Below are 24107 nucleotides of genomic sequence, written 5' to 3'. Positions count from 1 at the left end.
GATGCCATGACTTTCCAACCCAGCTTTTCCGGCAAGAAATGGCGCGTGCTGATCGTCGACGATTCCGCCTCGGTGCGGCGCGTGCTCAGCGACATCATCGCCAGCGATCCCTGTCTCGAGGTGATGGGGACCGCCGCCGACCCCTATGCCGCGGCCGAACGGATCGGCCGCGAGCTGCCCGACGTGATCTTTCTGGATATCGAGATGCCGCGCATGGACGGGCTGACCTTCCTGCGCAAGATCATGGCCCAGCGTCCGCTGCCGGTGGTGATCTGTTCCAGCCTGACCGAAGAGGGCTCGTCGGCGCTGATGGCGGCGATGGAGGCGGGCGCGGTCGATGTGGTGACCAAGCCGCGCATGGGCTCGGTCGAGTTCCTGCAGCATTCGAGGATGATGATCTGCGACACCGCCCGCGCGGCCGCCCAGGCCCGGATCCGGCCGGTGCGCGCGCGGCGCATGGAGGTCGAGAAGAAGCTCAGCGCCGATGCCATGCTGCCCGCCCGGCCCGGGCGCGGCCCTTCGATGGTCGCCGCCGAACGGATCGTCTGCATCGGCGCCTCGACCGGCGGCACCGAGGCGATCCGCGAGGTGCTCGAGGCGCTGCCCGCCGACTGTCCGCCCATCGTGATCGTCCAGCACATGCCCGAAGGATTTACCGCGGCCTTTGCCCGGCGGCTTGACGGGCTGTGCGCGATGAATGTGCGCGAGGCCCGGGACGGCGATCCGATCCTGCCCGGACAGGTGCTGATCGCGCCGGGCAACCGCCACATGATGATCGCGCGGGCGGGCGCCCATGCCCACATCGTCATCGCGGACGGCCCGCCGGTCTGCCGGCACCGGCCCTCGGTCGACGTGATGTTCCGGTCTGCCGCGCAGCAGCTGGGCAGCGGCGCGGCGGGCATCCTGCTGACCGGCATGGGCGATGACGGCGCGCAGGGCCTGCTGGAGATGCGCGAGACCGGCGCCGCGACCGTCGCCCAGGACGAGGAAAGCTCTGTGGTCTTCGGCATGCCGAAAGAGGCCATCGAACGCGGTGCCGCCGCCCGGGTCCTGCCGCTGTCGCGCATCGCGCCCGCGATCTTGCAATTCTGGGCCGGGTCCGGGGGTGCGCGATGAGCGCGGCGGCTGCCTGGCTCCGGGTGGTTCCCGCCGACCCGCCCGGGTCCACGGTCCTCGACGAGATCGTTTCGGGCCGGTTCGCAGTCGACATTGCCGGGCCGCGGCAGGCCATCGAGCAGGCCTTTCTGGCGATGGGCAGCGGTCTGATGGCCGGGGCGCATCTGCTGAGCGACATCTCGGGCGCGCATCGCGACATGGCGCTGGAATTCGAGGGGCCGGCCTTCTTGCAGGGGGTCGCGCAGATCAGCCGCCTGCGCGACGAGGTCGGCCGGGTGCTGGAGGGCATCACCACCGGCGACGCGGAAATCGCCCGGCTGGCCGAGACCACCAAGCAGGTGCGCGCGCCGCTGGAACAGATGGATTCGGCCATCCGGCTTCTGGGGCTCGTCGCGGTCAACGCCCGCATCGTGGCGGCGGGCATCGAGTCCGGCCAGAGCGACCTGACTGCCTTCACCAGCGAGATGGCCGGGATCGCGGCCGAGGCCAAGGCGGCGGTGCGCTCGATCGCGGAGGTGCATGAACGGGTCTGCCGCACCGTGGCCGAGACCCGGCGCACCCAGACCGAGTTCAGCCGCGGCCATTACCGGACCATGGCCGCGATCCGCGACCGTCTGGACGAGGACCTGCGCAGCATCGAGGCCCAGCGCGCCCAGGCGGCGGAGCATGCCGACAAGTCGGCGACGCTGGCGGCGGGCATCGGTGCCCAGGTCGGCGAGGCGGTCGCGGCGGTGCAGGCGGGCGACATGACGCGCCAGCGGCTGGAACATGTCGAGACCATCCTCGACCGGCTGGCCGATGCCGCCGAGGCCGACCGGCTGGCGCGGCTTCTGGGGCCGCTGGCGGCGGCCGAGCTGGGCGCGACCCATGCCGATTTCGTGGCCGAGGTCGCGCATTTCGTCGAGGCGCTCGAGGCGATGCGGATCGATGCCGACGAGGTGCTGCGCGCCGGGACCGAACGCGCCGGGCGGACGCTGGCCGCGAGCGGCGAGGCGCTGGCGGCGCTCGTTCGGGACCTGCGCTCGATCGGCCCGCTGCTGGACGACGATGCCCGCAACCGCGAGACCGCCCGCCAGCTGGGCGAGGGCGCGGCCGATGCGATGAACCTGATGATGTCGCGGATCGACGTCCTGGAACGCACCGAACATGACGTGCGGCTGCTGGGGCTGAACATGGCGATCCGCTGCAGCGGGCTGGGCGACCGGGCCAGCGGGCTTCGGGTCATCGCCAAGGAGCTGAGCGGCGTCGCGGCCGATACCAGTGCCGCCGCCGCCCAGATCCGCGACATCCTCGACGGGGCGCAGAAGACGGTGGCCGATACCCGGCGCCGGACCGCCGAGGGCGGCGGGGTCGAGGGCGATCCGGCGGCCGCGGCGAGCGATCTCGAAACCGTGCTCGACCGGCTGCGGGCGCATGGCGCGACACTGGCCGAGGCCTGCCCCCGGACCATCGCGATCCTCGACGAGACCGCCGAGCGCGCCCACCGGGTCAGCGCCAGCGGCGATGGCTGGCCCGCGCTGGTGGCGCGGCTGGAAACCCTTGGCGGGACGCCTGACCCGGACGAGGTGGCGGCCTTCGGGGATCTGCTGGCCGGGCTCCGGCGGGTCTATACGATGCAGCAGGAACGCCGGATTCACGACGCCGTGCTGGGCCTGCCCACGCCCCAGGGCGAGGACGAGCCGCCCGCGGCCGACGGCGGCGACGCGGACGACATCGACGGGTTCCTGTTCTGACGCGACCCCCGCGGGGGCCGTGGCAGGGGTCCGCGATCAGGCGGCGCGGCGGCGCAGGGCGACCCCCGGCAGCGCCAGCGCGGCCAGCAGCATCGGCAGCGTCGCGGGCAGCGGCACCGGGGCGGGCGCAGTCTGGGCCGACAGGGTCAGCCGCGCGGTCGCGTAGATGTCGGCCGTGGCGCCGAACGGGTCCGGGATCGGCGCGTCGAAATGCAGCTCGGCCAGCACGGTGCCGCCGAACAGATCGGCGGCGCTGCCGGTCGCGGTGAAGACGAAGCGCAGGTCGTCGACGCCGTCGAAGCTGTAGCTGTCGGCCTCGCCATAAAGCGCCTCGTCGCCGTCCTCGGTCAGTACGGTCAGGACGAAGGCCGGGTTCCAGAGCCCCGAGACGCCGCCGAAGATCCCGGCATAGAGCGGGCTCAGCGAGGTGTCGTCGAAGACCGGGGCATTGGCCTCGGCGGTGATATCGCCGCCCATGAACAGGACGTCGGCGGCGGTATCGGTGAGGGTGGCGCTGAAGCCGGGGGTGGCCAGCGCAAGCGCGGTGGCGGCGGCGAGAACGGGCATCGGCAGGGACATAACCTTCAGGTCTCCTTGGAAAATCTGTGGGAAAGCGGCCGCCCGGGGTCCGGGCGGCCGGTGGACAAGGATCAGGCGAAGCTGAGATCGTCGAAGCTTTCGACCCCGGCGATCACCAGCTGGTCGAGATCGGCGCCGATCCACAGCGTGACGCCCGCGGCGGTTTCACGAACCTCGTGGATCTCGGCGCCGCCGAGGTCGATCCGGTCGATCCCGGTCTCGTAATCGGCGATCCGGTCGGTTTCGCGCTGGCCGTTGGCGGTCTCGTCGCCGAAGACGAAGGTATCGGCACCCGCGCCGCCCCAGATCTGATCCAGACGGCCGGCGCCGGCGAAGATCATCTCGTCGGCATCGGTTCCGATCAGCCGGTCGTTGCCGTCCGTGCCGTGCAGTTCGACCGCGAAGTCGGACGAGAGATCCACGATGGCGATGTCGTCGAAACTGGCCCCGGCCGCGCCCCAGGACCAGACCCCGGCGCGGCCCGCGCCGATGTCGTGATCCTCGACCGGGTAGGCGAAGAGATCGGTGCCGTCGATGGTGGCCGAGATCTTGCCGTCGACGATCCGGGCCTCGAAAGTGAACGTGTCGCCGGGCGTGTAGCTGGTGGCGCCCCGGGCGATCATCGACTCGTAATTGTCGACCACCTTGACCAGGGTGAAGAGGTTCACCCGGGCGTCGAGCTCGATCTTGTAGTAATTGTTCTCGTCGACATAGTTCAGCATGAAGCCGACCGCGCCTTCGGGCGCCGTCACCTCGGCCCGGATCGCATAGTCGGTGAGGGCGTCGTCGCCGTCCCAGAGCGCGTAGCTGCCCTTGTGCAGCGCGAAGGTGCCGTCGCCCAGAGGCGACCAGCCTCGCTGCCAGACATCGGGATGGCTGGCGCCGTTCCAGGTCAGCTCGTGGCTGTAGGCGCCCGAGGTCTCGACCAGCGCGCCGTCGATCACCTGCCAGTCGGCCGTGCCGGTGGCGGCGGTGCCGTCGCCCGCGAATTCGGTCGCGTCGACGATGGTCCAGCCGGTGGCGTCGCCATCCTCGAACCGGTCGGCCGCGATCAGCCGGTCGCCGCTGGCCAGATCGACCGTCACCGCGTCCGAGGCGGTGCCGTCGAGCGTCAGGGCGAAGCTGTTGCGCCCGGCCGTGGCGGTGGCCTCGACGGTCAGACCCGCAGCGTCAAGGTCGCGCCCGGTCCAGAGCGCCTCGGCCGCGCCCGCGGGCAGGATCGAGGCGGCGCCGTTCAGGGTGATCGCTTCCCGCCCGTCCCCGTCCCAGTCGATGACGATCCGGTCGGGGCCTGCATCGGCGGCCAGTTGCGGGGCGCGGACCACGACATCGTCGAAGATCGCCCCTTGCTGGCCCGAGCTGTAAAGCCCGACCGTCCCGGCGCCCAAGGGTGCGCTGTCGGTAACCGCGCCGCCGAAAAGCGCCACCCCGTCCAGCGTGACCACGATTCGGCCGCCGACCCGCGTCACCGCGAGGTCCTGTTCGTCGTTGAAGGTGTAGCCGCCGGCTTCGGCCGCCAGCACCGTCGCCGTTCCGGCCTCGACCCGGATCAGCTGCCGCGCGTTGGTCTGGTTGTCGAGGCTCAGCAGGTAGTAGCTGCCTTCCCCGTCGAAGCTGAAGACCACGCCCATGGTATCGTCATCCATCGAGCGGATCGTGGTCTCGAGGGTCAGGTCGGTCCAGGCGCCGCCCTCCCAGACGACGAGGTTGTCCGTGCCGTTCGACCGGTCGTAAAGCGCGGCCTCGGGCGCGCCCACCGTCCCGCCCTCGGCCATGGCGCTGCCGATCACGGCGAAGTTGCCAAGCTGGCGGGCATCCGAGAGGTCCAGCATCTCGACCGTCGCGGTGCCGAAATCTGTGGCATCGAGCGCGCCGTCGAAGGACAGCTGCACCGCGCCTTCGGGCTGGTCGCCCGAGAGCGGGCCATCGGCATCGACGCCGCCCAGCGCGGCGATGGCCTCTGCATCCAGGGCCTCGGGCGTGAAGGCGACGGAGGCGGCATAAAGATCGCTGGTTTCGCCGTTCTCGTCCGAGAAGAGCAGGAAGCCCTTTTCGCCGTCGATGGTCCAGCGCGACCCGTCCGCGACATTCGCATCGACCACCTGGGTACCGACCAGAACGCCATTGATGTACTTGCTGAGAACCTGCGCGCCGTCCTCGACCTTGAAGCTGAAGGCGACCCGGTTCCAGGCGTCATAGGCAAGGCTGCCGTCATATTGCCCCGAAATCCCGATGCCGCCATTGGCGATGAAAAGCTCACCATCGGTCGCGTTGGTGAGGTCGGTCTGGAACAGCGCGGTCCAGGCGCCCTGGCCGCTGCCGACATAAAGATCGAAGATCAGCGTGTAGTCCGAAATCTGCCCGGTCGCGCCGGTCGTGACATGCAGCGCCTCGGTCTGGCCGAGCGCGGGCAGTTTCAGCACCCCCACCGCCTCGGCCGTGGCGCCCGCGCCGCCGAGCCAGACCTTGGGCGAGGCCAGCGTGGTTTCAAAGTCGGTGCCGGTGTCCGAGCCGCCGTTGAAATCGTCCCATTCGTCGGGATCGGCCACCGCGATCACGCCCGAGCCCTTGGTGAAGTCGGCCCGGTCCTGACCGTCGGCCGAGGTCCAGAACTTCGAGGTGGTGAAGCTCCAGCCGCGCCATTCGTCGGTGCCGCGCGGCACGCTGTCGGGGGTGTCGACCGACCAGCCTTCGGGCGCGTCGTGGGTCCAGCCCAGCACGTCCGAGGGGATGTTCTCGTTGGTGGCCGGTTGCAGGTCGTCCGCGAGGCTGTCGAAGTCCTGCGCCATCAGCACCGTGCCGTCGGCATCGGTCAGGACGATGTTGTCGACCGCCCAGAACCAGTCGTTGCCGGCCTCGCTCATCTTCCAGAAGAATTCGACCGAGGCCGCGGTATCCGGCACCTTGAGGTCGAGCGAGATCCGTTCGTTCTGGTTCGACCCGTCATCGGTGGTGTTGGCGCTGTCGAAATGCAGGATCGCGGTCGGGGTGCCGCCATCGACCGATACCAGCACCTCGGCGGTCTGCGAGTCCTCGGGCCGCCAGTGGCTGTCGAAGGACAGCGTCAGGGTCTTCTGCCCGACGCCGTTGATCGACTCGATGCCAAAGCCCAGATCGGTGCCGATCTCGGCAAGATCGGGCTGGGCGACGGCGGGGTTGATCCAGCCCTGGGCGATGCCGTCGTCTAAGGTCTCGACCAGCCAGACATCGTCGGTCTCGACGATGACCCGCAGATCGTCGCGGCTGACGACGCCCGAGGCGGTCTCGACGGTCAGGGTCAGGTCATGGATACCCGCACCCAGTTCGGCCGAGGTTTCCTTGCCGGTGGCGATGACGGTTCCGGTCTCGTCGGTCCAGGTCCATGACGCGATATCGCCGTCCGGGTCGGCCGAGGCCGCGGCCGTCAGGGCGACGGTCGCGGTGCTGGCGCCCGCATCGGCCTTGATGTGCAGGTCGGCGCCCGCATCGGCCTCGGCCTGGGCCGCCCGTTCGCCGATATCCGCGTCGTGGAACTCTTCCTGATGGCCGACATAGGACCCGGTCAGCCCGTCGCGGCTGGGCTCTTCGGTCTCGCGGTAGCCGGTGAAATACTCATCGAGATCGGTGAAGTAGGTTTCGGTATAGATCGCGTCGTTGTCGGGATCGACCGTGATCAGGCGGATCGCGCCGTTGCCGCCATTGCCGCCCTCGGTAGCCTCCAGCGCGACCCCGTTCTGATAGTTCATCAGGAACTGGTACACCTTGTTGCCGTAGTCGTTGTAAGAGACCACGGTTTCGGCGCCGTCGCCAAAGATGTGGCCGCCGAAGGCGAACACGACATTCGCATGCGAGGACACCACGTCGCGCCAGATCTCTTCGCCGTCCCAGGCGCCCTCGGGGTCCGCGCCAAGCCAGTAGTCATAGCCCGCGCCCTCGCCCTCGAGGTCCGAGCCCAGCGGGTCGTGGCGGCCGTTGAAGTTGTTGTAGCTGTGGGTGACGATGATCGCCTTGCGGTCGCCGTATTCGGTCAGAACCCGATCGGCCCAGGCCAGAACGTCGTCGCGGGGGCCGAATTCCAGGTTGATGGTGACCCAGCCGGTGCCGTCGGTCGCCGTCCAGAGGTGGTAGTTGTTGTCGTAGCGCTCGGGCTCGGCATCGTAGACGCCGCCGAAGGTCGGGTCCTCGGACATGTAGCCGACCGAGAAGGCGTCGTTGAAATTCGAGGTGTCGCGCAGGTTGCCAGCGCTGTTGACGATGTCGTGGTTGCCCTGGACGATCGAGAAACTCACCCCCGCCTCGCGCAGGATGTCATAGGCCGACAGCGCGATGTCGAACTGGTTGGTGGCCGACCACTGGCTGACATCGCCCACATTGGTCAGGAAGTTGATGTTCTTGCCTTCGGCATTGTCGGCGACCCATTGGGTCATCTCGCTGAAGACATGCTCGATATAGGGGTTCGAGGTGTAGTCCTGGGTGTCGGGGAAGACCGCGATGGTATAGGCGTTCTCGCCCGCGACGCGAACCCGCACATGGTCCTCGAGGTTTTCGCCATTGGCGCCGGTCGCGGTGATCACCAGATCCGACAGGCCGTAGGCGTCGAAGTCGAGCGTGAGGATGCCGTTCTCGATGCTGGCCCCGACCGCCTCGCCATTGCTGTTGGTGACGGCAAAGTCATGGGTGCCGTCGCCGAAAAGCTCGGCCAGATCGTAATGCCGGGCCTCTTCGCTGAGGCTGACCAGCATGTCGCGGATGCCGCCCGAAACCTCTGGCTCGACCGGCGTGTCGTCCGAGATGTCGTTCAGCGTGACGCCGCCCTGGCCGAATTCGGCGGTGGGCTCGTACCCGTCGAAGCCGATCTGCACCAGCGCCTCGCCTTCGGCGAACGGACCGTCGACATCGACGCCGCCCAGCGCCGCGATCCCGGCCGGGCTCAGCGCCGCGCCCGACAGCGCGAAATGGGCCAGATAGCCTGCGGCGGTCTCGCCGTCCTCGTCGGTCAGGATCAGGAAGCCGGTCGAGGCATCGATGGTGAACCGCGCGGTCTCGACGGTCTGGGTGCCGACGAGGGTGCCGTCGATATATTTCGACAGGGTCGAGCTGCCGTCGCCATTGTCTTTCACGCTCAGCGCGATCCGCGCCCAGGTTTCGGCAGGAACCGCGCCGGTATAGACGCCCGAAATGCCGATGCCGCCGCTGCCGTTGATGAAGAAATCGCCGTCGGAGGTGTTGCCCGCATCCAGCTGCAACAGCGACTGGAAGCCGCCGGTGGCGTCGGTGCGGATATCCCAGACCATGGTGAAATCGGTCAGGTCCGGGGTGCCCGCGGGCGGCGCGACATGCAGCCCTTCGCTGGCCTCGAAAGCCGAGTAGTTCAGCACCGGAACATCGCCGCCGGGCGCCTCGATGCCGAATTGCGCGGCATGCCCGATCCGGCTGTCGCCGAGGGCGACCGGCGTGCGGTAGTCCGACCCTTCGAGGATCACCTCGGCCGCGCCATAGCGGGTGGCGACGGTGCCGCCCGCAAAGCTGACCTCGACCGTGTCGGCGCCGGGCGCGACCGGGAAGAAGCCGCCCGCAGCGGGGGTGGGGGCCGAGGCCAGTGCCGCCGCCACGGTTTCCGCATCCGGCGGGTTCGCCATGAAGAAGATCGACGAGACGAAGCCCGCCGAGGTCTCGCCGTCATCGTCGGTGAAAAGCCGGAGCCCCAGATCGGGGTCGATAGTCCAGCGGTCGGTGACGCCCAGGGTCTGGGTGCCGACCAGCGCGCCGTCGACGAATTTGCGCAGCACCGTTTCGCCGTCCTCCAGCGTGACGGTCATCGCGACGCGGACCCAGGTATCGAACGGCACCTGCCCCTCGTAGACGCCGGAAATGCCCAGCGCGGCGCCATCCGCCCCGCGTTTCAGGAACAGCTCGGCATCGCCGTCGCCGGTCTGCACCAGCCCGGTATAGGCCCCGGCGGTCGACGGGATGTAGAGATCCATCGCCAGCGCCCATTCGGCGACCGGCGCGTCGACCTCGGGCCGAAGCGTCACGGATTGCGCATCGGTCAACGCGTCGAAGGCCAGAATGTCCGCCTGCGTGCCGTTGATCGCCGGAAGGCCGAAATCGGTCGTGCTGCCAAGCGCGTGATGCGCGAGATCGAGTGCCATGCTGTTCCCCCAGACCATGTCTTCGCGCGCCGGAACGGCGGCGCGGTCGGGGAAGCCTTGCGGCAGGCTCACATATAGATCAAATTGATTGTATCTTCTGGACGGTTAGGTTTTCTCAATGAATTATCCGCAGATCCGTGCCTTTCATCTTGTCGCCAAGGAAGGCAGTGTGCGGCGCGCGGCCGAGCTTCTGGGCGTGTCTCAGCCGACGATTTCCCAGCATCTCAAGGGGCTTGAAACCCGGCACGGGGTCCGGCTGTTCGAAAAGCGCGGCCGCGGGCTGGTGCCGACCGAGGCGGGCGAGCGTCTCTTTTCCGTGACAGTGAGGTTAACGGAACTTGTCAACGAGATCGACGATCTGCTGGAGCAGCGGCCGCGGGCGGCGACCGGACGGCTGCGGATCCATGCGGATTCGCCCGGCATCGCGGTGCGGCTGGTCTCGCGGCTGAGGGCCAGCCATCCGCGCATCGAGGTCACGATCCAGCGCCGCAGCACCGAGGCGATCGCGGCGGCCCTGCTGGAAATGCGGGCCGATGTCGGCATCGCGGTCGAGCCGATGGTCGATCCGGCGCTGTTGATCCTGCCCTATCGCTATGAGGAATTGCGGGTCTGCCTGCCCGCGACCAGCCCGCTGGCACAGCGGCGCGATTTCGCGCTCGACGCCATTTCGGGCCAGACCCTGATCCAGCGCGAGTCGGGCTCGCGGACCCGGGCGCTGGTCGAGCGGACCCTGGCCATCGCCGGAAAGACGCCCGCCTCGGTGCTGGAGATCGACGGTTCGGATGTCGTGCGCGAGGCCGTGGCGTGCGGTTTGGGGATGACGTTTTTCGCCGAATCCGACTGCCTGCCCGATCCGAGGGTCGTCTATCTGAGGCTTGCCCCGCCGCAGCGGCAGATCGGGTTTTCCGAACATATCATGCTGCGCCGCGACCGCCGCCGGGTCGTCGAGATCGCGGCCTTCCTGTCGGCTGTCGAGGTGGGCGACGACGAGGCCGCATTTGGCGCCCCCGGGCCGCGGCGTTGAACCCGGGCGGATGCGGGCGCGGCCCCGCACGCAAACGGCCGACCCGAAGGCCGGCCGCGAAAGGGACGGTATGGGGGCCTGACGATCAGGCCTCGATATGGTCGACCACCGCGCGGGCGAAGGTCGCCACCAGCGCCGTATAGACCTCCTGGCTGGTCGGGGTGATCACCGTCACGTCCGAGCCTTCGGGCAAGAGCGGCATGACCTGGTTCAGCTTCACCGTCAGGTCGAAGGTCTGGAAGTTGGAATTGTCTTCCATGTCGATGACGTTCACCGTGCCCGACATCTGGTTGTCGGCGGCCCCGATCTGTTCCTGGAAGAAGTTGGCCAGTTCGACCTCGTTCATGTCGATCTTGATGTCCATGCCGGTCTCGCCGAGCCGTCCGACAAGCTGGGCCGCGATGGCCGCCTCGAGGTCTTCGTCCAGCGACTTCCAGTAGGCGGCGGCCTGCGGGTTGTTCAGGTCGGTCAGCGAGGTTTCGACGTCGATCGACTTGATGGTCTCGACATCGTCGGCCAGGGCGGGGGCGGCGACGGTGGCGCCCAGAAGCGCAGCCATAATCGAAGTGCGAATCATGTCTCTTCTCCGTTCTTCAGGGTGGAACGGCGCCGGGGGATGGCGTCCGTTTCCATTGCCGAGAGAACGTGCCAGGGGGCGGCCGGGTTCCCGGCGCGGACAGGGGCGGGCCGCGGACGGTCGGATTTCCGCGCATCGGCGGGGCGGGGGCAGGGCTGTTGCCCTCGCGGCCCGCCCGTCTGGGCCATTGGCTAAAACTGCCCCCGAATGCCGGAAAGCTTTCCCCGGTTTGGTCGCACTGCTGCCGCATTCTGGCGAAATCCTGTCGGGCGCGGGGCTTTCAGGACCTTGTCAATCGATAGGGGATCAGGACGAATGCAAGATCGCGGCACGGGGATCCTCAGATCCGCCGGGACCCGGCTGTGCCGGTTCGGTGGCGACGAGCGCGGCGCGCTGGTCGTCTTCTTCCTGTTTGCCTTCGTGGGCATGCTGATCGCCGGGGGCATGGCGGTCGATTTCCTGCGCGCCGACGAAGAACGCACCCGGCTTCAGGCCACGCTGGACCGCGCGGTTCTGGCCGCGGCCGATCTCGACAGCTCTCAGGACCCCGAGGCGCTGGTACATGACTATTTCCGCCGCGAGGGGCTCGAGGACCGGATCCGCGAGGTGCAGGTGCATTCGGATCTGAACGGCCGGGTGGTGGGCGCCACGGCGAACTTCGACATCGACACGCTGTTCCTGCAGTTCACCGGGATCGACACGCTGAGCAGCGGCGCCTCGGGCGTCGCGCGGGAGCATATTCCCAATAGCGAGATCTCGCTGGTGCTCGATATTTCGGGCTCGATGCGCTGGGATTCTCGGATGGCGATGATGCGTCCGGCGGCCAAGGACTTCATCCATTCGGTGCTGAACCCCGAGGACCCGACCCGGGTTTCGATCAACCTCATCCCCTATGCCGGGCAGACCAATCCGGGCCCGGTGCTGTTCGAGTATCTGGGCGGGCAGTGGCGCAACGGTGCGGGCAACTATTTCGAGGAATGGCCCCAGGACATCTCGCACATGAACACCTATTTCGACACCAACGGCGACGGGGTGCCCGACACGGTGGTCAAGGTCGACGAGTTTCCCGATTCCGGCCGGCCCAATCATGTCAGCAACGATCCCGACGATTTCTTCCCCGAGATGGTGAAGTTCATCCGCAGCTCGGTCCCGGCGGTGGCGTCGGCGACGGTGATCGGGGCGCGGGTCAAGGGCGGCATCCAGACGACGCAGTATTACGCGGTCGAGGGCAACGCCAATGGCGAAGCGCCCGACACAGACCCGCTGGTCGCGTCGGGCGGCGGCAAGAAGAATTCCGAGCCCAAGGCCGACTACACGCTGATGTGGAACGATTTCGACTATGAGGCGATCCTGCGCCCCGCCAGTTGCCTTGAGCTTGGCAGCGACGAATTTACCCAGACCGGACTGCCGGCGAACGGCCCCTATGAACAGACGCCCCTGTTCATGTACTGGACCATCGACCGGTCGGTGATGGACTGGGGCTGGTGCCCAGAGGACGACACCGCGATCCAGTATGCCCAGAACGACGAGGCCGTGCTTGACGCCTTTGTCGACGCGATCCGGATGCATGATGGCACCGGGACCCATTATGCCATGAAATATGCCCTGGGGCTGCTCGACCCCAGTGCGAACGCGGCCTTCCGGCATCTGCAGGCCGAGGGGCTGGTGCCCGCCGACTTTGTCGACCGGCCGGCCACCTGGGACGATACCGAAACCGCGAAATACATCGTGCTGATGACCGATGGGGCGATCACCGAGCAGTATCGCCCGACGAACCCGGACGCCGCGGTCAATGCCACGGTCGAGCTTGAAAGACAGTCCGGTTCCAAGCGGCGCCAGATCACCACCGACGTCCAGAACGTGGCAAGCTTCTACGAGACCTGCACCCTGGCCAAGGAACATGGCGTCGTGATCTTCACCATCGCCTACATGGCGTCCAGCGCCGCCAAGGAACAGATGCAGGCCTGCGCCTCGACGCCGCTGTATTTCTTCGACACCACCCCCGACAATATCGACGAGGCGTTCTCGGCCATCGCGGGCAAGATCAACAAGCTGCGGCTGATCCAGTGAGGAGGGGGCGATGATCCGCGCGCTCGGCCGTTTCGCCCGCGACCCCAGGGGAAGCGTCACCGTCGAAATGGTGATCCTGTTCCCGATCCTGTTCATGGTGTTCCTGATGGCCTTCGAGCTGGGCATCCTGAACGTCCGGCAGATGGCGCTGGCGCGGGCCACCGACATCGTCGTGCGCGACGTGCGCCTGGGAACCGGGGGCACGCCGGATTTCGCGGCCTTCCGCAGCCGCATCTGCGAGGTGGCGACCATCATCAACGATTGCGAGAACGTGATCCGGATCGAGATGCAGTCATTGCCGCCGGAAAGCTGGGCGACGATGACCGCGCCGCCCAAATGCATCGACCATGCCGAGACCATCGACGCCTCCTTGGATTACAGCCACGGGGTCGAGAACGAACTGATGTTCGTCCGGGTCTGTGCGCTGTTCGAACCGATCTTTCCCGGCACCGGGCTGGGACGAAAGCTGCCCAAGAATGCCGAGGGCGAATATGCGCTGATCGTCACCAGTGCCTTTGTCAACGAGCCCGCGATATGACCGGGCGGGCCGCCCGGCGCGCGGTCCGCTTCGCGCGCGGCGAGGCGGGCAGCATGACCGTCGAGTTCGTGTTGATCCTGCCGCTGCTGTTATGGGCGCTGGTCGCGCTCCATGTCTTCGTGGGCGCGTTTCAGTTGCGCAACACCGCGACCAAGGCGACCTATACGCTGGCCGACATGCTGTCGCGCCAAACCCAGCCCGTCGATCAGGCGTTTCTGGACGGGGCCGACAGCGTTCTGCAATTCCTGGCCGGGCCTTCGGCGCGGCTCAGGGTGACGGTGGTCCGCTGCACCGCCGATTGCGCCGATGACGCCACCCGCAGGCTTGCCATCGACTGGCCGGGCGCCACCGCCGGGATGCAGCCGATGACCGCGGCCGAACTGGCAAGCGACGTCTATCGGGCGCGCATTCCGGCGATGGAGCTGGGCGACCGGATGATCCTTGTCGAGACCGAGGTCGATTACACCCCGATCGCGGATTACGGGCTGCCGTCGATGACCCTCGAGACGCTGATGGCGACGCCGCCCCGGTTCGCGCCGCAGCTCTGCTGGCAAAGCTGCGGCTGACCGGTCCGCGGCGCGAAGACGTCAGGGCGTCTTCGGCCGCGTCCCGGCGGTCGCGGAGGCGCGTGCGGGGCTCCGGTCGCACGCCGCCTGCCGCGATCCATCCCCGGCCCCGGGCCGGAGACCGGATCAGAAGGTTCTGGCCAGGGTCAGCTTGAACGTCCGCCCCGGTGCGGGCCGGGTCGCCAGATGCGGGGTGTAGTCGAGATCGAAGGCATTCTCGATCCCGGCACGGATCTCGGTCCCCTTGAACAGGCCCTCCTGCGGCCGCCAGGTGGCGCGCAGGTTGTGGACGGTGCTGGAATCGGACGGCGTGTCCGACCGGTTCATTTCGGCCGCATGCGCCACCTCCCAGCTCAGGTCCAGCGTCTCGCCCCATCTTTTGCCCAGCGTCACGCGCAGATCGTCGGCCGGGGTGCCCTCCCAGTCGTCCCTGATCCCGGGCGTGGTGTTCTCGCCCCGCGCGATATTCGCGTTGAAATCGACATAATGGCCCGAGGGCAGGCTGTAGGCGGCTTCGAGTTCCAGTCCCTTCATCCGCGCATCGGTGATCGGCACCATGGTGTCGGTGGTATAGGACGTGATGTCCCAGACCGTGGTGTGATAGGCGGTGGCCTTCAGCGCCAGATCGTCGCCCTCGGCAAAGACCGTGCCGCGATCGTAGGAGACGCCCAGTTCGTAGGTCCGGGCCTTTTCGCTGCGGGTCATGTAGGCGGGGGTGCCCAGATCGTCGATGATGGGCAGGTTCTCGGTATAGGCGGCGCTGCCGAAGACCGCCCATCCGTTGCCGAAGGCATAGCGTGCGGAGAAGCCCCCCATCAGCGCGTCATTGTCGTAATCGGCATAGCTGTCGCCGCCGATATCCTGCGTCTCGTAGCGCAGCGCCGGGGTCAGCGTCAGCCCGCCGAAGGACATGTCGTCGACCGCGAACAGCGCCCAGCGCTTGTCGGTGCCGCCCGGGGCCGAATTGGCATCGAGCCTTTCCTTGCGGACATATTCGACCCCCGTGCGCAGGTCATGGCCGAGCTGGCCGGTCGCAAACAGGGCCTGGTTCTTGACGGTCAGCTTGGTCGTCTCGTAGCGATGATCGGCATTGGTGGTGGGGAAGCCGCCGGGCGGGAAGGGGAAGCCGCAAGCGCCACCTTCGCAGCTCGAGCTGCCCGGCACGTAGTCCTGATCGATCTTCTGCTCGGCATAGCTGAGGGTGGCGGTCAGGTTGATCAGGTCGTTGCCCGCCGGATCGAAGGCGTATTCCAGAACGGCGGTCTTCGACCGGGTCTTGCGGTCGACATTGCCGAACATGTCGGTGGTCGTTCCGAAGGTGTCATAGGGCACGTCCTTCTCGTCGGAACTGGTGTCGGAATAGCTGAGCTTGACGGAATGCTCGCGCGCCTCGCCGAAGGTGTATTTGCCCTTCAGCATCCACGAGGGCAGATCGAAGCCGTCTTCGCCGATGCCTTTGCCGTCGCCGTCCTTCTGCACGCCTTGGCTGCGATAGGTGTAGTTGCCCAGGAATTCGAGGTTCTCGTCGGGCTGCCAGGCCAGGATCGTCGAGGATGCCCAGGCATCGCCATTGGTGCCGTATTGCAGGGTCTGGCGCAGCTTGAAGCCGGGCACGCCGCCGGTGAAATCAGAGGCGTCCTTGGTGTCCAGCCGGATCAGTCCGCCGATGATGCCGGACCCGTATTCGAAGGTCCCGGCGGTGCCGCGGATCACCGTCACCTGCTTGTAAAGCGCGGGGTCGGTGAAAAGCTGGGTGCCGATCCGGTACAGCTCTTCCGAGCCGACGCTCGCCCCGTCGACCTGGATCGCGACCTTCTGGTCCGATCCATAGCTCGAGGTGGCGCCGAAGCCGCGGATGTTGATGCCCGACCCTTGCGGCGTGGTGCCATTGATCAGCGATACGCCGGGCACAGAATCCACCAGCTCGGCGATGGTCGTGGCCTGCCGGTCCTCGATTTCCTCCTCGTCGACCACGGTTTCGGACACCGCCGTGTCGGTGCGCACCTCGCGCTTGCTCTGGCCCAGCGTCACCGGGTCCAGGCTGAAGCTGTCCTGGGCCGCTGCGGGCCAGGCCAGGGCCATCGCTGTACCGCAGGCCAGAAGGCCCACGGTCATATGTCGTGCCGTCATGTTCCATCCCCTTGTCAGGTCACGAAAGATCTCATGGCTGGCAAAGCGGCTGGCGCATGTCGCTTGGACATCCGCCGACGGGGTCCCGCACGACGGTCTTGCATCGGGTATGAAATCTGATAGTTTCTGTCAACATTGAGGGCCACGGGAATGGCCCAAGATATCCAGCAAGCTGCGCGCGCGCCCCGGGACGGCGCCGCCGGGCCAGCCGCATCCATCAGGACCTTCGAAGGGAGCCTCCCATGGGAGACGGCAAGCCTGTATCGCCGGACCGGATCAGGTCGATCCGGCAAGAGAAATCCACCGCCCGCGCCCGGGATCTGGCCGACAGTCTGGGCGTGGCCGAGGCCGAGCTGCTGGCGGCCGAAACCGGGCAGGGCGTGACCCGCATCGCGGCCCATCCGGACGCGCTGATGCAGGCGATGCCGGGGCTCGGCGAGGTGATGGCCCTGACCCGCAACGACAGCGCGGTGATCGAGAAGGTCGGAACCTACGGCCCCTATACGCCCGGCGATCACGCCGCGATGGTGCTGAGCCCGGCGGTCGATCTCAGGATCTTTCCCAAGCACTGGGTCCATGGCTTCGCGGTCGAACAGACCCGGGGTGGCAAGGTGCGCCGCTCGCTCCAGGTGTTCGATGCGGCCGGGGATGCGGTCCACAAGATCCACCTGCGCGACGGCTCGTCGGTCGAGGCCTGGCGCGCGCTTGTCGATGCCGTCCGGCTGGAGGACCAGTCCGACCGGCTGACGCTTGACCCGCGCGCGCCTTCCGAGCCCGCCAAGGCGGATCGCGGCGCGGTCGAGACCCTGCGCGGACAGTGGGACCGGCTGACCGACACCCACCAGTTCCTGCAGATGGTGCGCAAGCTCAAGATGAACCGGCTTGGCGCCTACCGGATCGCGGGCGCGCCCTATGTCCGGCCGCTGGCGCCCGATTGCCTGCACGGGCTTCTGAACGCGGTGGCCGACGAGGCGCTGCCCTTCATGATGTTCGTGGGCAATCGCGGCTGCATCGAGATCCATTCCGGACCCATCGAGACCGTCAAGCCGACCGGCCCCTGGCTGAACATTCTCGATCCCGGCTTCAACCTGCATCTGCGTGCCGATCATGTGGCCGAGGTCTGGGCGGTGACGAAGCCGACCCGGCGCGGCCCGGCCCTGTCGGTCGAGGCGTTCGATGCCGAGGGGATGCTGATCCTTCAGGCCTTCGGCATGCGGGTCGGCGATGTCGATCACACCGGTCCCTGGGCCGAGATCGCGGCCGCGCTGCCGGGGCTTGAGGTGGCGGCATGATCCGCGCTCTGGCGGCCTTGGCGCTTGCGGCGGCGGCCCTGCCTGCGCAGGCGGCCGACCGGGTGGTGTCGCTGGGCGGCGCGGTGACCGAAATCGTCGTTGCACTGGGCGAGGCCGACCGGCTGGTGGCGCGCGACACGACCTCCAGCTGGCCCGAAGCGGTCACGGCGCTGCCCGATGTGGGCTATGTCCGGCGTCTGTCGGCCGAGGGCGTGCTGTCGGTCGCGCCGGACCTGATCCTGGCCGAAGAGGGCGCCGGACCGCCCGAGGCGGTCGATCTGCTGAAATCCGCCGCGGTCCCCTTTGTCGAGGTGCCCGACGGCTATGACCGCGACGCGGTGATCGCCAAGATCGAGGTCGTGGCCAAGGCTCTGGGCGTGCCCGAAAAGGGCGCGGCCCTCGCCGCCGATGTGGGCCGCGCGCTTGATGACGCCGCCGCGCAGGCGGCCGATGGCCCCGCGCGGCGGGTGCTGTTCGTCCTGTCGGTACAGGGCGGGCGGCTGCTGGCCAGCGGGCGCGACACCGCCGCCGACGGAATCATCCGGCTGGCGGGCGGCGTGAACGCGATCGAGGATTTCGAGGGCTACAAGCCGCTCACCGACGAGGCCGTCACCCGGGCCGCCCCCGACGTGATCCTGATGATGGCCCGCGAGGGCGCCGAGGATCTGGCGCCCGAGGTACTGGCGCTGCCCGCCGTGCGCACCACGCCTGCTGCCGCCAGCGGTGCGCTTGTCTCGATGGACGGGCTTTATTTGCTGGGCTTCGGGCCGCGCACGGCCCAGGCGGTGCGCGATCTGTCCGACGCGCTCGACCGGGCCGGGAGCTGAACCTATGGTCGCGCTTCCCCACGAGGTCGCCGGACCCGCGCCCCACTGGGACCGCACGCCGCGCGCCTGGCGGCTGACGGCGCTGCTGGTGCTGGCGCTGGCGGTCATGTCGGCGGCAAGCCTGGCCGTGGGTGCTGCGGGCACCTCGCCCTGGGCGGTGCTGGCCGACATCATGGCGGGGCGCGAGGTCGCGCTGGCCGACCGGGTCGTGCTGTTCGAGATCCGCCTGCCCCGGCTGGCCATGGGCGCGCTGGTCGGCGCGGCGCTGGCTGTGTCGGGCGCGGTGATGCAGGGCCTCTTCCGCAACCCGCTGGCCGATCCGGGGCTGGTCGGCGTCAGCGCGGGCGCGGGTCTTGGTGCCATCGCGGCCATCGTTCTGGGCGGCCTCCTGCCCGCCGGGATCGCGGGCGTGCTGGGCTATCATCTGGTGCCGGTCGCAGCCTTCGCGGGCGGCTGGGCCACGACGCTGGTGCTGTACGGCATCGCCACGCGGCGCGGTCAGACCTCGGTTGCGACCATGCTTCTGGGCGGCATCGCGCTGGGCGCGCTGGCGGGGGCGCTTTCCGGAATTCTCGTCTACATCGCGGACGATGCGCAGCTGCGCGACCTGACCTTCTGGGGACTCGGTTCGCTGGCGGGCGCCACCTGGACCAAGCTTGCCGCCGCCGCGCCGCTGATGATCCTGGCGCTTGTCGCCGCGCCGATGCTGGCGCGGGGGCTGAACGGGCTGTCGCTGGGCGAGGCCGCCGCCGCCCATGTCGGCATCCCGGTGCAGCGGCTCAAGACCGTGGCGATCCTGACCGTGGCGGGCGCGACCGGCGCGGCGGTCGCCGTCAGCGGCGGCATCGGCTTCGTCGGCATCGTGGTGCCGCATCTTCTGCGCCTCGCAACCGGGCCCGACCACCGGCCGCTGCTGGTCAATGCCGCCCTTCTGGGGGCCGCGCTGCTGATCGGCGCCGACATGATCGCGCGCAGCCTGATCGCCCCGGCCGAGCTGCCCATCGGCATCGTCACCGCCATTCTGGGCGGGCCTGTCTTCCTCTGGATCCTGCTGCGCCGCCGCGGCTCGCTGGGGTTCTAGGCGATGCTCGAGGCCACCGACATCACCGTCCGCCTGGGGCGCCGCGAGATCCTGACCGGGGTCGATTTCCGCGCGCGGCCCGGGCAGGTCACTGCCATCGTCGGCCCGAACGGTTCGGGCAAGACGACCCTTCTGCGAGCACTCACGGGTGAACTCTCCCATGACGGGCGGATCCGGCTGAACCAACACGATCCCGCCTCCCTTCGACCCTGGGTGCTCGCAGGCCTTCGCGGGGTGCTGCCGCAGGCCACCCCCATGGCCTTTCCCTTCACCGCCGCCGAGGTGGTCCGGCTGGGCCTGATGGGCGGCGTCGAGGCGGCCGAGCCCGATCTGGTGCCGAAGGCGCTTGCGCGGGTCGGTCTGGCGGGCTTCGAGCCACGCCCCTATCAGGAACTGTCGGGCGGCGAGCAGCAGCGGGTGCAGCTGGCCCGGGTGCTGGCCCAGATCTGGCACCCGACCGCCCATGGCCAGCCGCGCTGGCTGTTTCTCGACGAGCCGGTTTCCGCGCTCGATATCGGCCACCAGTTGCAGGTGATGCGGATCGTGCGCGACTTCGCCGATGCGGGCGGCGGCATTGTTGCCGTCATGCATGATCTGAACCTCACCGCGATGTTCGCCGACAGCGTGGCGCTGATGGCGGGCGGGCGGCTGATGGCGCAGGGGCCGTGCGCCGAGGTGCTGCGCGACGACCTGCTCAGCCCCGCCTATCTCTGCCCGCTGCGCGTGAACGCGCTGCCCGTCAACGGCCCCTACCTTCTGCCCCAGGCCAGCGGCCCGATCGCCGCCGAATGACGCCCAATCACGGAGACCGACCCATGGACCTGACCGAAAAGACCGCCGCGATTGCAGATTTCCTCGACAAGGGCGGCCCGGCGATCTGGGCCATCGCCGCGCTGTCGGTGCTGACGGTGGCGCTGATCCTGTGGAAGCTCTGGCGCCTGGCGCTGGTCGGGGCCTGGTCGCGGGCGGCGGCGAATGGCGCGGTCGCAAGCTGGCTCGAGGGCGATGTCTGGCGCGCCCGGACCGCGCTCGAGGGGCGGCGGGGGCTGCGCGCGGTCGCGGTCAGGGCCGCCATCGAGGCGCGGCTCGACCCCGAGCTTGACGCCACCACCGCCCGCGAAGAGGTCGCCCGCGTTGCCACGCGCGAGCTGACCCGCGCGCGGTCCGGGCTGCGCGCGCTTGACCTGATCGCGACCATCGCGCCGCTGATCGGTCTGCTGGGCACGGTTCTGGGCATGATCGCTGCCTTCAAGACCCTGCAGGAAACCGGCGCGCGCGCCGATCCCTCGGCGCTCGCCGGCGGCATCTGGGAGGCGCTGCTGACCACCGCGGCGGGCATGGCCGTGGCGATCCCGGCCTCTGTGTCGCTGTCGTGGTTCGAAAGCGTCACCGAGACCGCGCGGGTCGATATCGAGGATGCCGCGACCCGGGTGCTGACCCGGGGCGGGCCGGGCCGGGCGGCGCTTCGGGCGGCGGCGGAATGAGCCTCGGTCTCGCGCCTCCCGCGCCCCGGCGGCGGCCGAGTCTCACGCCGATGATCGACGTGGTGTTCCTGTTGCTGGTCTTCTTCATGCTTGCGGCCCGGATGGGTGCCGAGGTGTCGCTTCCGGTCGCGGGCGGGGCGGGCGGCACGGGCGAGTGGTCCGGTCCGCCCCGTCTGGTCGACATCCGTCCCGAGGCGCTGGCGCTGAATGGCGTCGAGACCCCGCTCGACGGTCTGGCCAATGCCCTGTCGTCGCTGGTCGAGGCGCCGACCGACCCGGTCGTGCTGCGCCCCCGCGACGGCGCCGACCTGCAGCGGGTGATCGAGGTGATCGAGACGCTGTCGGCGGCGGGCTACACGCAACCGATCCTGGTGGAGTGACCCCATGCGCCTGTCCCTGGCCGCCCCGCGCCCGGCGCGGGAAAGCGTGGTTCCGATGATCAACGTGGTGTTCCTGCTGCTGATCTTCTTCCTGATCGGCGCCCGGCTGGCGCCGCCCGACCCGATCGAGGTGCATCCGCCCGAGGCCACGTCCGACCGCCCGCCCGAGGGGATCGAGGCCCTGCTGATCGCCGCCGATGGCACGCTGGCCTATCGCGATGCGCGGGACGAGGCGGTCTATCCGGCGCTGGCTGAGGCCCCGCGCGAGGGGCCGCTGACGGTGCGCGCCGACCGCGCGGTCGACGGCGCGGCGGTCGCGCGGGTGCTGGCGCGGCTTGCGGCCGAGGGCGTGACCCCGGTCGAACTGGTGGCGGCCGCGCGCTGATCATGCGGGGCCTTCTGGAACTCATGGCCTTCGGCGGCACGGCGCTTGTGCTGCATCTGGCGCTTTGGCCGCAGGACGAAACCCAAGGTGTCGAATCCTCGGGCGGCGGTGGCGCCGATCTGGCGACGGTCGCCGCGTCCTCAGCGGCCATTGCCCAACAGGTGGCCGAGTGGGAGCGCCCGCCGGAACCGGCCACGCCCGCCGAGATCGCGCCCCCGCCGGTCGTCGAGCCGCCGCCCGAGGTCTTGCCCGAACTGGCCATGCCCGAGGCCCCGAGACCCGTGCCCGACACCGCCTTGCCCCGCCTTGCCGCTCCGACGTCGCCCGATGCCGAGCTTGCGGCGCCCGAGCCGCCGCCGCGTCCGCCGGAACCCGAGGTCAAGACCGACCCTGCGCCCGAGGTGCGGCAGGCCGAAGCCGACACGCCGCGCCCGGCCGAGCGGCCCAACCAGAAACCCGACCCGGCACCCGCGCCGCCGCAAAGGGCGCAGGCCCAGGCCTCGCAAAGCTCGGTGGCGCAGCAGGCGCAGCGCGCGGCCGGGGCGGGGGGCGCGGCGCGCGGGCAGGCCGGTCAGGCCAGTGCGGCTACCCGCGATCCGGGCCGGATCGCCTCGATGATGGCGGAATGGGGCGCCGCGATCCGGGCGCGCATCCAGCGCCGGGTGCCCGAAGGCGCGGGCCGGGGCGCGGCCCTGGTCGAGTTGACGGTGTCGGCCCAGGGGGCGCTGGTCGCGGTGCGGGTAGTTCGCTCGTCGGGCGATGCACGGCTCGACGGGCTGGCGCTGGCCGCAGTGCGCCAGGCGGGCCGGTTTCCGGCCGCGCCCGCGGCCCTTGGCCCAGGGGCGCGCAGCTTCAGCCTCGAGGTCCGGTCGCGCTGACGGGGGCCGGGGCTCAGCCCCAGGGGCCGCGCGGGGCGCGGCGGATCGTCGGGCGGGGAAGGGGTGCGGGCGCAGGGATGGCCGAGCCCGCCATCCGCTGCAGCGCCGCGACCCGGTTCGCGGTGCTGGGATGGGTCGAGAACAGCTTGTCGCGGCCTTCTCCATGCAGCGGGTTGATGATGAACATATGCGCGGTGGCCGGATTGCGCTCGGCCGCGACATTGTCGATCCGCTGGGCCAGCGCCTCGATCCTGGTCAGGGCCGAGGCCAGCCACAGCGGCTGACCGCAGATCTCGGCGCCGATCCGGTCGGCCTCGTATTCCCGGCTTCGGCTGATCGCCATCTGGATCAGCCCTGCGGCCATCGGCGCCAGCAGCGCCATGGCAATCGTCGCGACGATGCCGCCGCCGCCCTCGCGCCGCCCGCCGAAGAAGAAGGCGAAATTCGCCAGCATCGAGATCGCGCCCGCGAAGGTGGCGGTCACGGTCATGATCAGCGTGTCGCGGTTCTGGATATGCGCCAGCTCATGCGCCATGACGCCGGCGATTTCCTCGGGCGAAAGCCGCGCCAGCAATCCGGTCGTCGCGGCCACCGCCGCGTTGTCAGGGCTGCGGCCGGTGGCAAAGGCATTGGGCTGGTCGCTGTCGATCAGGTAGACGCGCGGCACCGGCATCCCCGCGCCCCGCGCCAGACGCGTCACGATCCGCTGCAATTCGGCCCCGTCCGGGCCGGTCGCGGGCCGGGCGTTGTTCATCCTCAACACCATGGAATCCGAGTTCCACCAGGTCATGAGGTTCATCGCGGCCGCCACCACGAGGGCGATCACCGCCCCCGAACTGCCCGCGATCATCGCCCCCACGCCCATGAAGACGGCGGTGAGCGCCGCCATCAGAAGTGCTGTCCGGAAGTATCCCATCGTCGTCACGCCATGCTTCGTGAAAACCTGTCCGCGATATAGGCACGGCCGGGTGCGCCGCAAGCGGCAGGCCGGGCGCTATCGGGGCGGTGGGGTGTCAACAAATTGACAAAATTCCGTGCGGTCGCGTCACGCGTTTCACAATTCTTTCCGCGCTCCGGCGATCTCCCGTTCATTTTTTACAGGATTTGGTAAACAGGCGAGGATGAGGAGGCGGGCGGCCATCCCCGCCAGGGGCTTGACCGAGAGGAGGATACAGCATGACCGATATGATGAAACCCGGCGAGGCCGCTGCGGCGACCCATCCGCCGGATCCGGATTTTGTGTCCGGGGCTCATATTGACGCTGCGGCGTATGAGGCGATGTACCGGCAATCGGTCGAGGACCCGGAAGGGTTCTG

Annotated in this window: 19 protein-coding genes; 14 read left to right on the top strand and 5 right to left on the bottom strand. The window is 68.9% G+C overall.

Annotation, left to right across the window (positions count from 1 at the left end):
- Positions 1-6 precede the first annotated feature (6 nt).
- Positions 7-1116, top strand: a complete 1110-nt coding sequence (locus C8N38_RS15565) for a protein-glutamate methylesterase/protein-glutamine glutaminase (RefSeq protein WP_108028079.1) — start codon at positions 7-9, stop codon at positions 1114-1116.
- Positions 1113-2849, top strand: coding sequence for a hypothetical protein (locus C8N38_RS15560; protein ID WP_108028078.1), 1737 nt, complete (start codon positions 1113-1115; stop codon positions 2847-2849). The genes C8N38_RS15565 and C8N38_RS15560 overlap by 4 nt, the downstream gene beginning before the upstream one ends.
- Before the next feature lie 36 nt (positions 2850-2885).
- Here C8N38_RS15560 and C8N38_RS15555 read toward each other — a convergent pair whose 3' ends face one another.
- Positions 2886-3428 carry a hypothetical protein gene (locus C8N38_RS15555; protein WP_108028077.1) on the bottom strand — a complete coding sequence of 181 codons (543 nt, stop codon included), beginning with the start codon at positions 3426-3428 and terminating at the stop codon, positions 2886-2888.
- A 71-nt stretch (positions 3429-3499) separates the two neighbouring features.
- Complete coding sequence (locus tag C8N38_RS15550; RefSeq protein WP_146176294.1) at positions 3500-9559, bottom strand: LamG-like jellyroll fold domain-containing protein; 6060 nt, start codon at positions 9557-9559, stop codon at positions 3500-3502.
- A gap of 118 nt (positions 9560-9677) precedes the next feature.
- Between C8N38_RS15550 and C8N38_RS15545 the strand changes: the two genes are divergently transcribed.
- Positions 9678-10583 (top strand): LysR substrate-binding domain-containing protein, encoded by a 906-nt coding sequence (locus C8N38_RS15545; protein WP_108028075.1) that lies wholly within the window; start codon positions 9678-9680, stop codon positions 10581-10583.
- An 85-nt stretch (positions 10584-10668) separates the two neighbouring features.
- Here C8N38_RS15545 and C8N38_RS15540 read toward each other — a convergent pair whose 3' ends face one another.
- Positions 10669-11160, bottom strand: a complete 492-nt coding sequence (locus tag C8N38_RS15540; RefSeq protein ID WP_108028074.1) for a hypothetical protein — start codon at positions 11158-11160, stop codon at positions 10669-10671.
- A gap of 315 nt (positions 11161-11475) precedes the next feature.
- Here C8N38_RS15540 and C8N38_RS15535 point away from each other — a divergent pair, with 315 nt between their 5' ends.
- The 3 genes from C8N38_RS15535 to C8N38_RS15525 are packed head-to-tail and all read left to right on the top strand — an operon-like array spanning position 11476 to position 14334.
- Entirely contained in the window at positions 11476-13230 is a 1755-nt protein-coding gene (locus C8N38_RS15535; protein ID WP_158272364.1) for a TadE/TadG family type IV pilus assembly protein, read from the top strand.
- Positions 13231-13240: 10 nt separating this feature from the next.
- On the top strand, positions 13241-13768 hold the full coding sequence (locus C8N38_RS15530) for a TadE/TadG family type IV pilus assembly protein (protein WP_108028072.1): 528 nt from the start codon (positions 13241-13243) through the stop codon (positions 13766-13768).
- Complete coding sequence (locus C8N38_RS15525; protein ID WP_158272363.1) at positions 13765-14334, top strand: TadE/TadG family type IV pilus assembly protein; 570 nt, start codon at positions 13765-13767, stop codon at positions 14332-14334. Before C8N38_RS15530 ends, C8N38_RS15525 begins: the two co-directional genes overlap by 4 nt.
- A 126-nt stretch (positions 14335-14460) precedes the next feature.
- Here C8N38_RS15525 and C8N38_RS15520 read toward each other — a convergent pair whose 3' ends face one another.
- A complete protein-coding gene (locus C8N38_RS15520) occupies positions 14461-16464 on the bottom strand; it encodes a TonB-dependent receptor plug domain-containing protein (protein ID WP_181498087.1) in 2004 nt (667 codons plus the stop codon).
- A 242-nt stretch (positions 16465-16706) separates the two neighbouring features.
- Here C8N38_RS15520 and C8N38_RS15515 point away from each other — a divergent pair, with 242 nt between their 5' ends.
- Genes C8N38_RS15515 through C8N38_RS15480 form a run of 8 tightly spaced genes read left to right on the top strand, consistent with a single transcriptional unit; the run spans position 16707 to position 22791 of the window.
- A complete protein-coding gene (locus C8N38_RS15515; RefSeq protein WP_108028070.1) occupies positions 16707-17756 on the top strand; it encodes a hemin-degrading factor in 1050 nt (349 codons plus the stop codon).
- Positions 17753-18583 carry a heme/hemin ABC transporter substrate-binding protein gene (locus C8N38_RS15510; RefSeq protein ID WP_108028069.1) on the top strand — a complete coding sequence of 277 codons (831 nt, stop codon included), beginning with the start codon at positions 17753-17755 and terminating at the stop codon, positions 18581-18583. Before C8N38_RS15515 ends, C8N38_RS15510 begins: the two co-directional genes overlap by 4 nt.
- Before the next feature lie 4 nt (positions 18584-18587).
- Complete coding sequence (locus C8N38_RS15505) at positions 18588-19664, top strand: FecCD family ABC transporter permease (protein WP_108028068.1); 1077 nt, start codon at positions 18588-18590, stop codon at positions 19662-19664.
- Between the two features lie 3 nt (positions 19665-19667).
- Entirely contained in the window at positions 19668-20456 is a 789-nt protein-coding gene (locus C8N38_RS15500) for a heme ABC transporter ATP-binding protein (protein WP_108028067.1), read from the top strand.
- A 23-nt stretch (positions 20457-20479) separates the two neighbouring features.
- Positions 20480-21148 (top strand): MotA/TolQ/ExbB proton channel family protein, encoded by a 669-nt coding sequence (locus tag C8N38_RS15495; protein WP_245895772.1) that lies wholly within the window; start codon positions 20480-20482, stop codon positions 21146-21148.
- A complete protein-coding gene (locus C8N38_RS15490) occupies positions 21145-21528 on the top strand; it encodes an ExbD/TolR family protein (protein ID WP_108028065.1) in 384 nt (127 codons plus the stop codon). Before C8N38_RS15495 ends, C8N38_RS15490 begins: the two co-directional genes overlap by 4 nt.
- A 4-nt stretch (positions 21529-21532) precedes the next feature.
- The gene (locus tag C8N38_RS15485) at positions 21533-21913 is read left to right on the top strand and encodes an ExbD/TolR family protein (protein ID WP_108028064.1); all 381 of its coding nucleotides are present in this window, start codon (positions 21533-21535) and stop codon (positions 21911-21913) included.
- A 2-nt stretch (positions 21914-21915) separates the two neighbouring features.
- On the top strand, positions 21916-22791 hold the full coding sequence (locus C8N38_RS15480) for a TonB family protein (protein WP_108028063.1): 876 nt from the start codon (positions 21916-21918) through the stop codon (positions 22789-22791).
- A 13-nt stretch (positions 22792-22804) separates the two neighbouring features.
- Here C8N38_RS15480 and htpX read toward each other — a convergent pair whose 3' ends face one another.
- Positions 22805-23707 (bottom strand): zinc metalloprotease HtpX, encoded by a 903-nt coding sequence (gene htpX / locus C8N38_RS15475; protein ID WP_108028062.1) that lies wholly within the window; start codon positions 23705-23707, stop codon positions 22805-22807.
- Positions 23708-24107 lie beyond the last annotated feature (400 nt).

The sequence above is a fragment of the Rhodovulum kholense genome (assembly GCF_003053725.1).
Lineage (GTDB): Bacteria > Pseudomonadota > Alphaproteobacteria > Rhodobacterales > Rhodobacteraceae > Rhodovulum > Rhodovulum kholense.
This window is presented reverse-complemented; position numbering and strand designations above follow the sequence as displayed.

What these genes read in the sequence shown, in the direction of transcription:
- C8N38_RS15510 (WP_108028069.1), top strand. Translation starts at nt 17,753, where the DNA reads ATGATCCGCGCTCTGGCGGCCTTGGCGCTTGCGGCGGCGGCCCTGCCT.
- C8N38_RS15545 (WP_108028075.1), top strand. Translation starts at nt 9,678, where the DNA reads ATGAATTATCCGCAGATCCGTGCCTTTCATCTTGTCGCCAAGGAAGGC.
- C8N38_RS15555 (WP_108028077.1), bottom strand. Translation starts at nt 3,428, where the DNA reads ATGTCCCTGCCGATGCCCGTTCTCGCCGCCGCCACCGCGCTTGCGCTG.
- C8N38_RS15525 (WP_158272363.1), top strand. Translation starts at nt 13,765, where the DNA reads ATGACCGGGCGGGCCGCCCGGCGCGCGGTCCGCTTCGCGCGCGGCGAG.
- C8N38_RS15520 (WP_181498087.1), bottom strand. Translation starts at nt 16,464, where the DNA reads ATGACGGCACGACATATGACCGTGGGCCTTCTGGCCTGCGGTACAGCG.
- C8N38_RS15550 (WP_146176294.1), bottom strand. Translation starts at nt 9,559, where the DNA reads ATGGCACTCGATCTCGCGCATCACGCGCTTGGCAGCACGACCGATTTC.
- C8N38_RS15505 (WP_108028068.1), top strand. Translation starts at nt 18,588, where the DNA reads ATGGTCGCGCTTCCCCACGAGGTCGCCGGACCCGCGCCCCACTGGGAC.
- C8N38_RS15500 (WP_108028067.1), top strand. Translation starts at nt 19,668, where the DNA reads ATGCTCGAGGCCACCGACATCACCGTCCGCCTGGGGCGCCGCGAGATC.
- C8N38_RS15515 (WP_108028070.1), top strand. Translation starts at nt 16,707, where the DNA reads ATGGGAGACGGCAAGCCTGTATCGCCGGACCGGATCAGGTCGATCCGG.
- C8N38_RS15530 (WP_108028072.1), top strand. Translation starts at nt 13,241, where the DNA reads ATGATCCGCGCGCTCGGCCGTTTCGCCCGCGACCCCAGGGGAAGCGTC.
- C8N38_RS15560 (WP_108028078.1), top strand. Translation starts at nt 1,113, where the DNA reads ATGAGCGCGGCGGCTGCCTGGCTCCGGGTGGTTCCCGCCGACCCGCCC.
- C8N38_RS15480 (WP_108028063.1), top strand. Translation starts at nt 21,916, where the DNA reads ATGCGGGGCCTTCTGGAACTCATGGCCTTCGGCGGCACGGCGCTTGTG.
- C8N38_RS15490 (WP_108028065.1), top strand. Translation starts at nt 21,145, where the DNA reads ATGAGCCTCGGTCTCGCGCCTCCCGCGCCCCGGCGGCGGCCGAGTCTC.
- C8N38_RS15495 (WP_245895772.1), top strand. Translation starts at nt 20,480, where the DNA reads ATGGACCTGACCGAAAAGACCGCCGCGATTGCAGATTTCCTCGACAAG.
- htpX (WP_108028062.1), bottom strand. Translation starts at nt 23,707, where the DNA reads ATGGGATACTTCCGGACAGCACTTCTGATGGCGGCGCTCACCGCCGTC.
- C8N38_RS15535 (WP_158272364.1), top strand. Translation starts at nt 11,476, where the DNA reads ATGCAAGATCGCGGCACGGGGATCCTCAGATCCGCCGGGACCCGGCTG.
- C8N38_RS15565 (WP_108028079.1), top strand. Translation starts at nt 7, where the DNA reads ATGACTTTCCAACCCAGCTTTTCCGGCAAGAAATGGCGCGTGCTGATC.
- C8N38_RS15485 (WP_108028064.1), top strand. Translation starts at nt 21,533, where the DNA reads ATGCGCCTGTCCCTGGCCGCCCCGCGCCCGGCGCGGGAAAGCGTGGTT.
- C8N38_RS15540 (WP_108028074.1), bottom strand. Translation starts at nt 11,160, where the DNA reads ATGATTCGCACTTCGATTATGGCTGCGCTTCTGGGCGCCACCGTCGCC.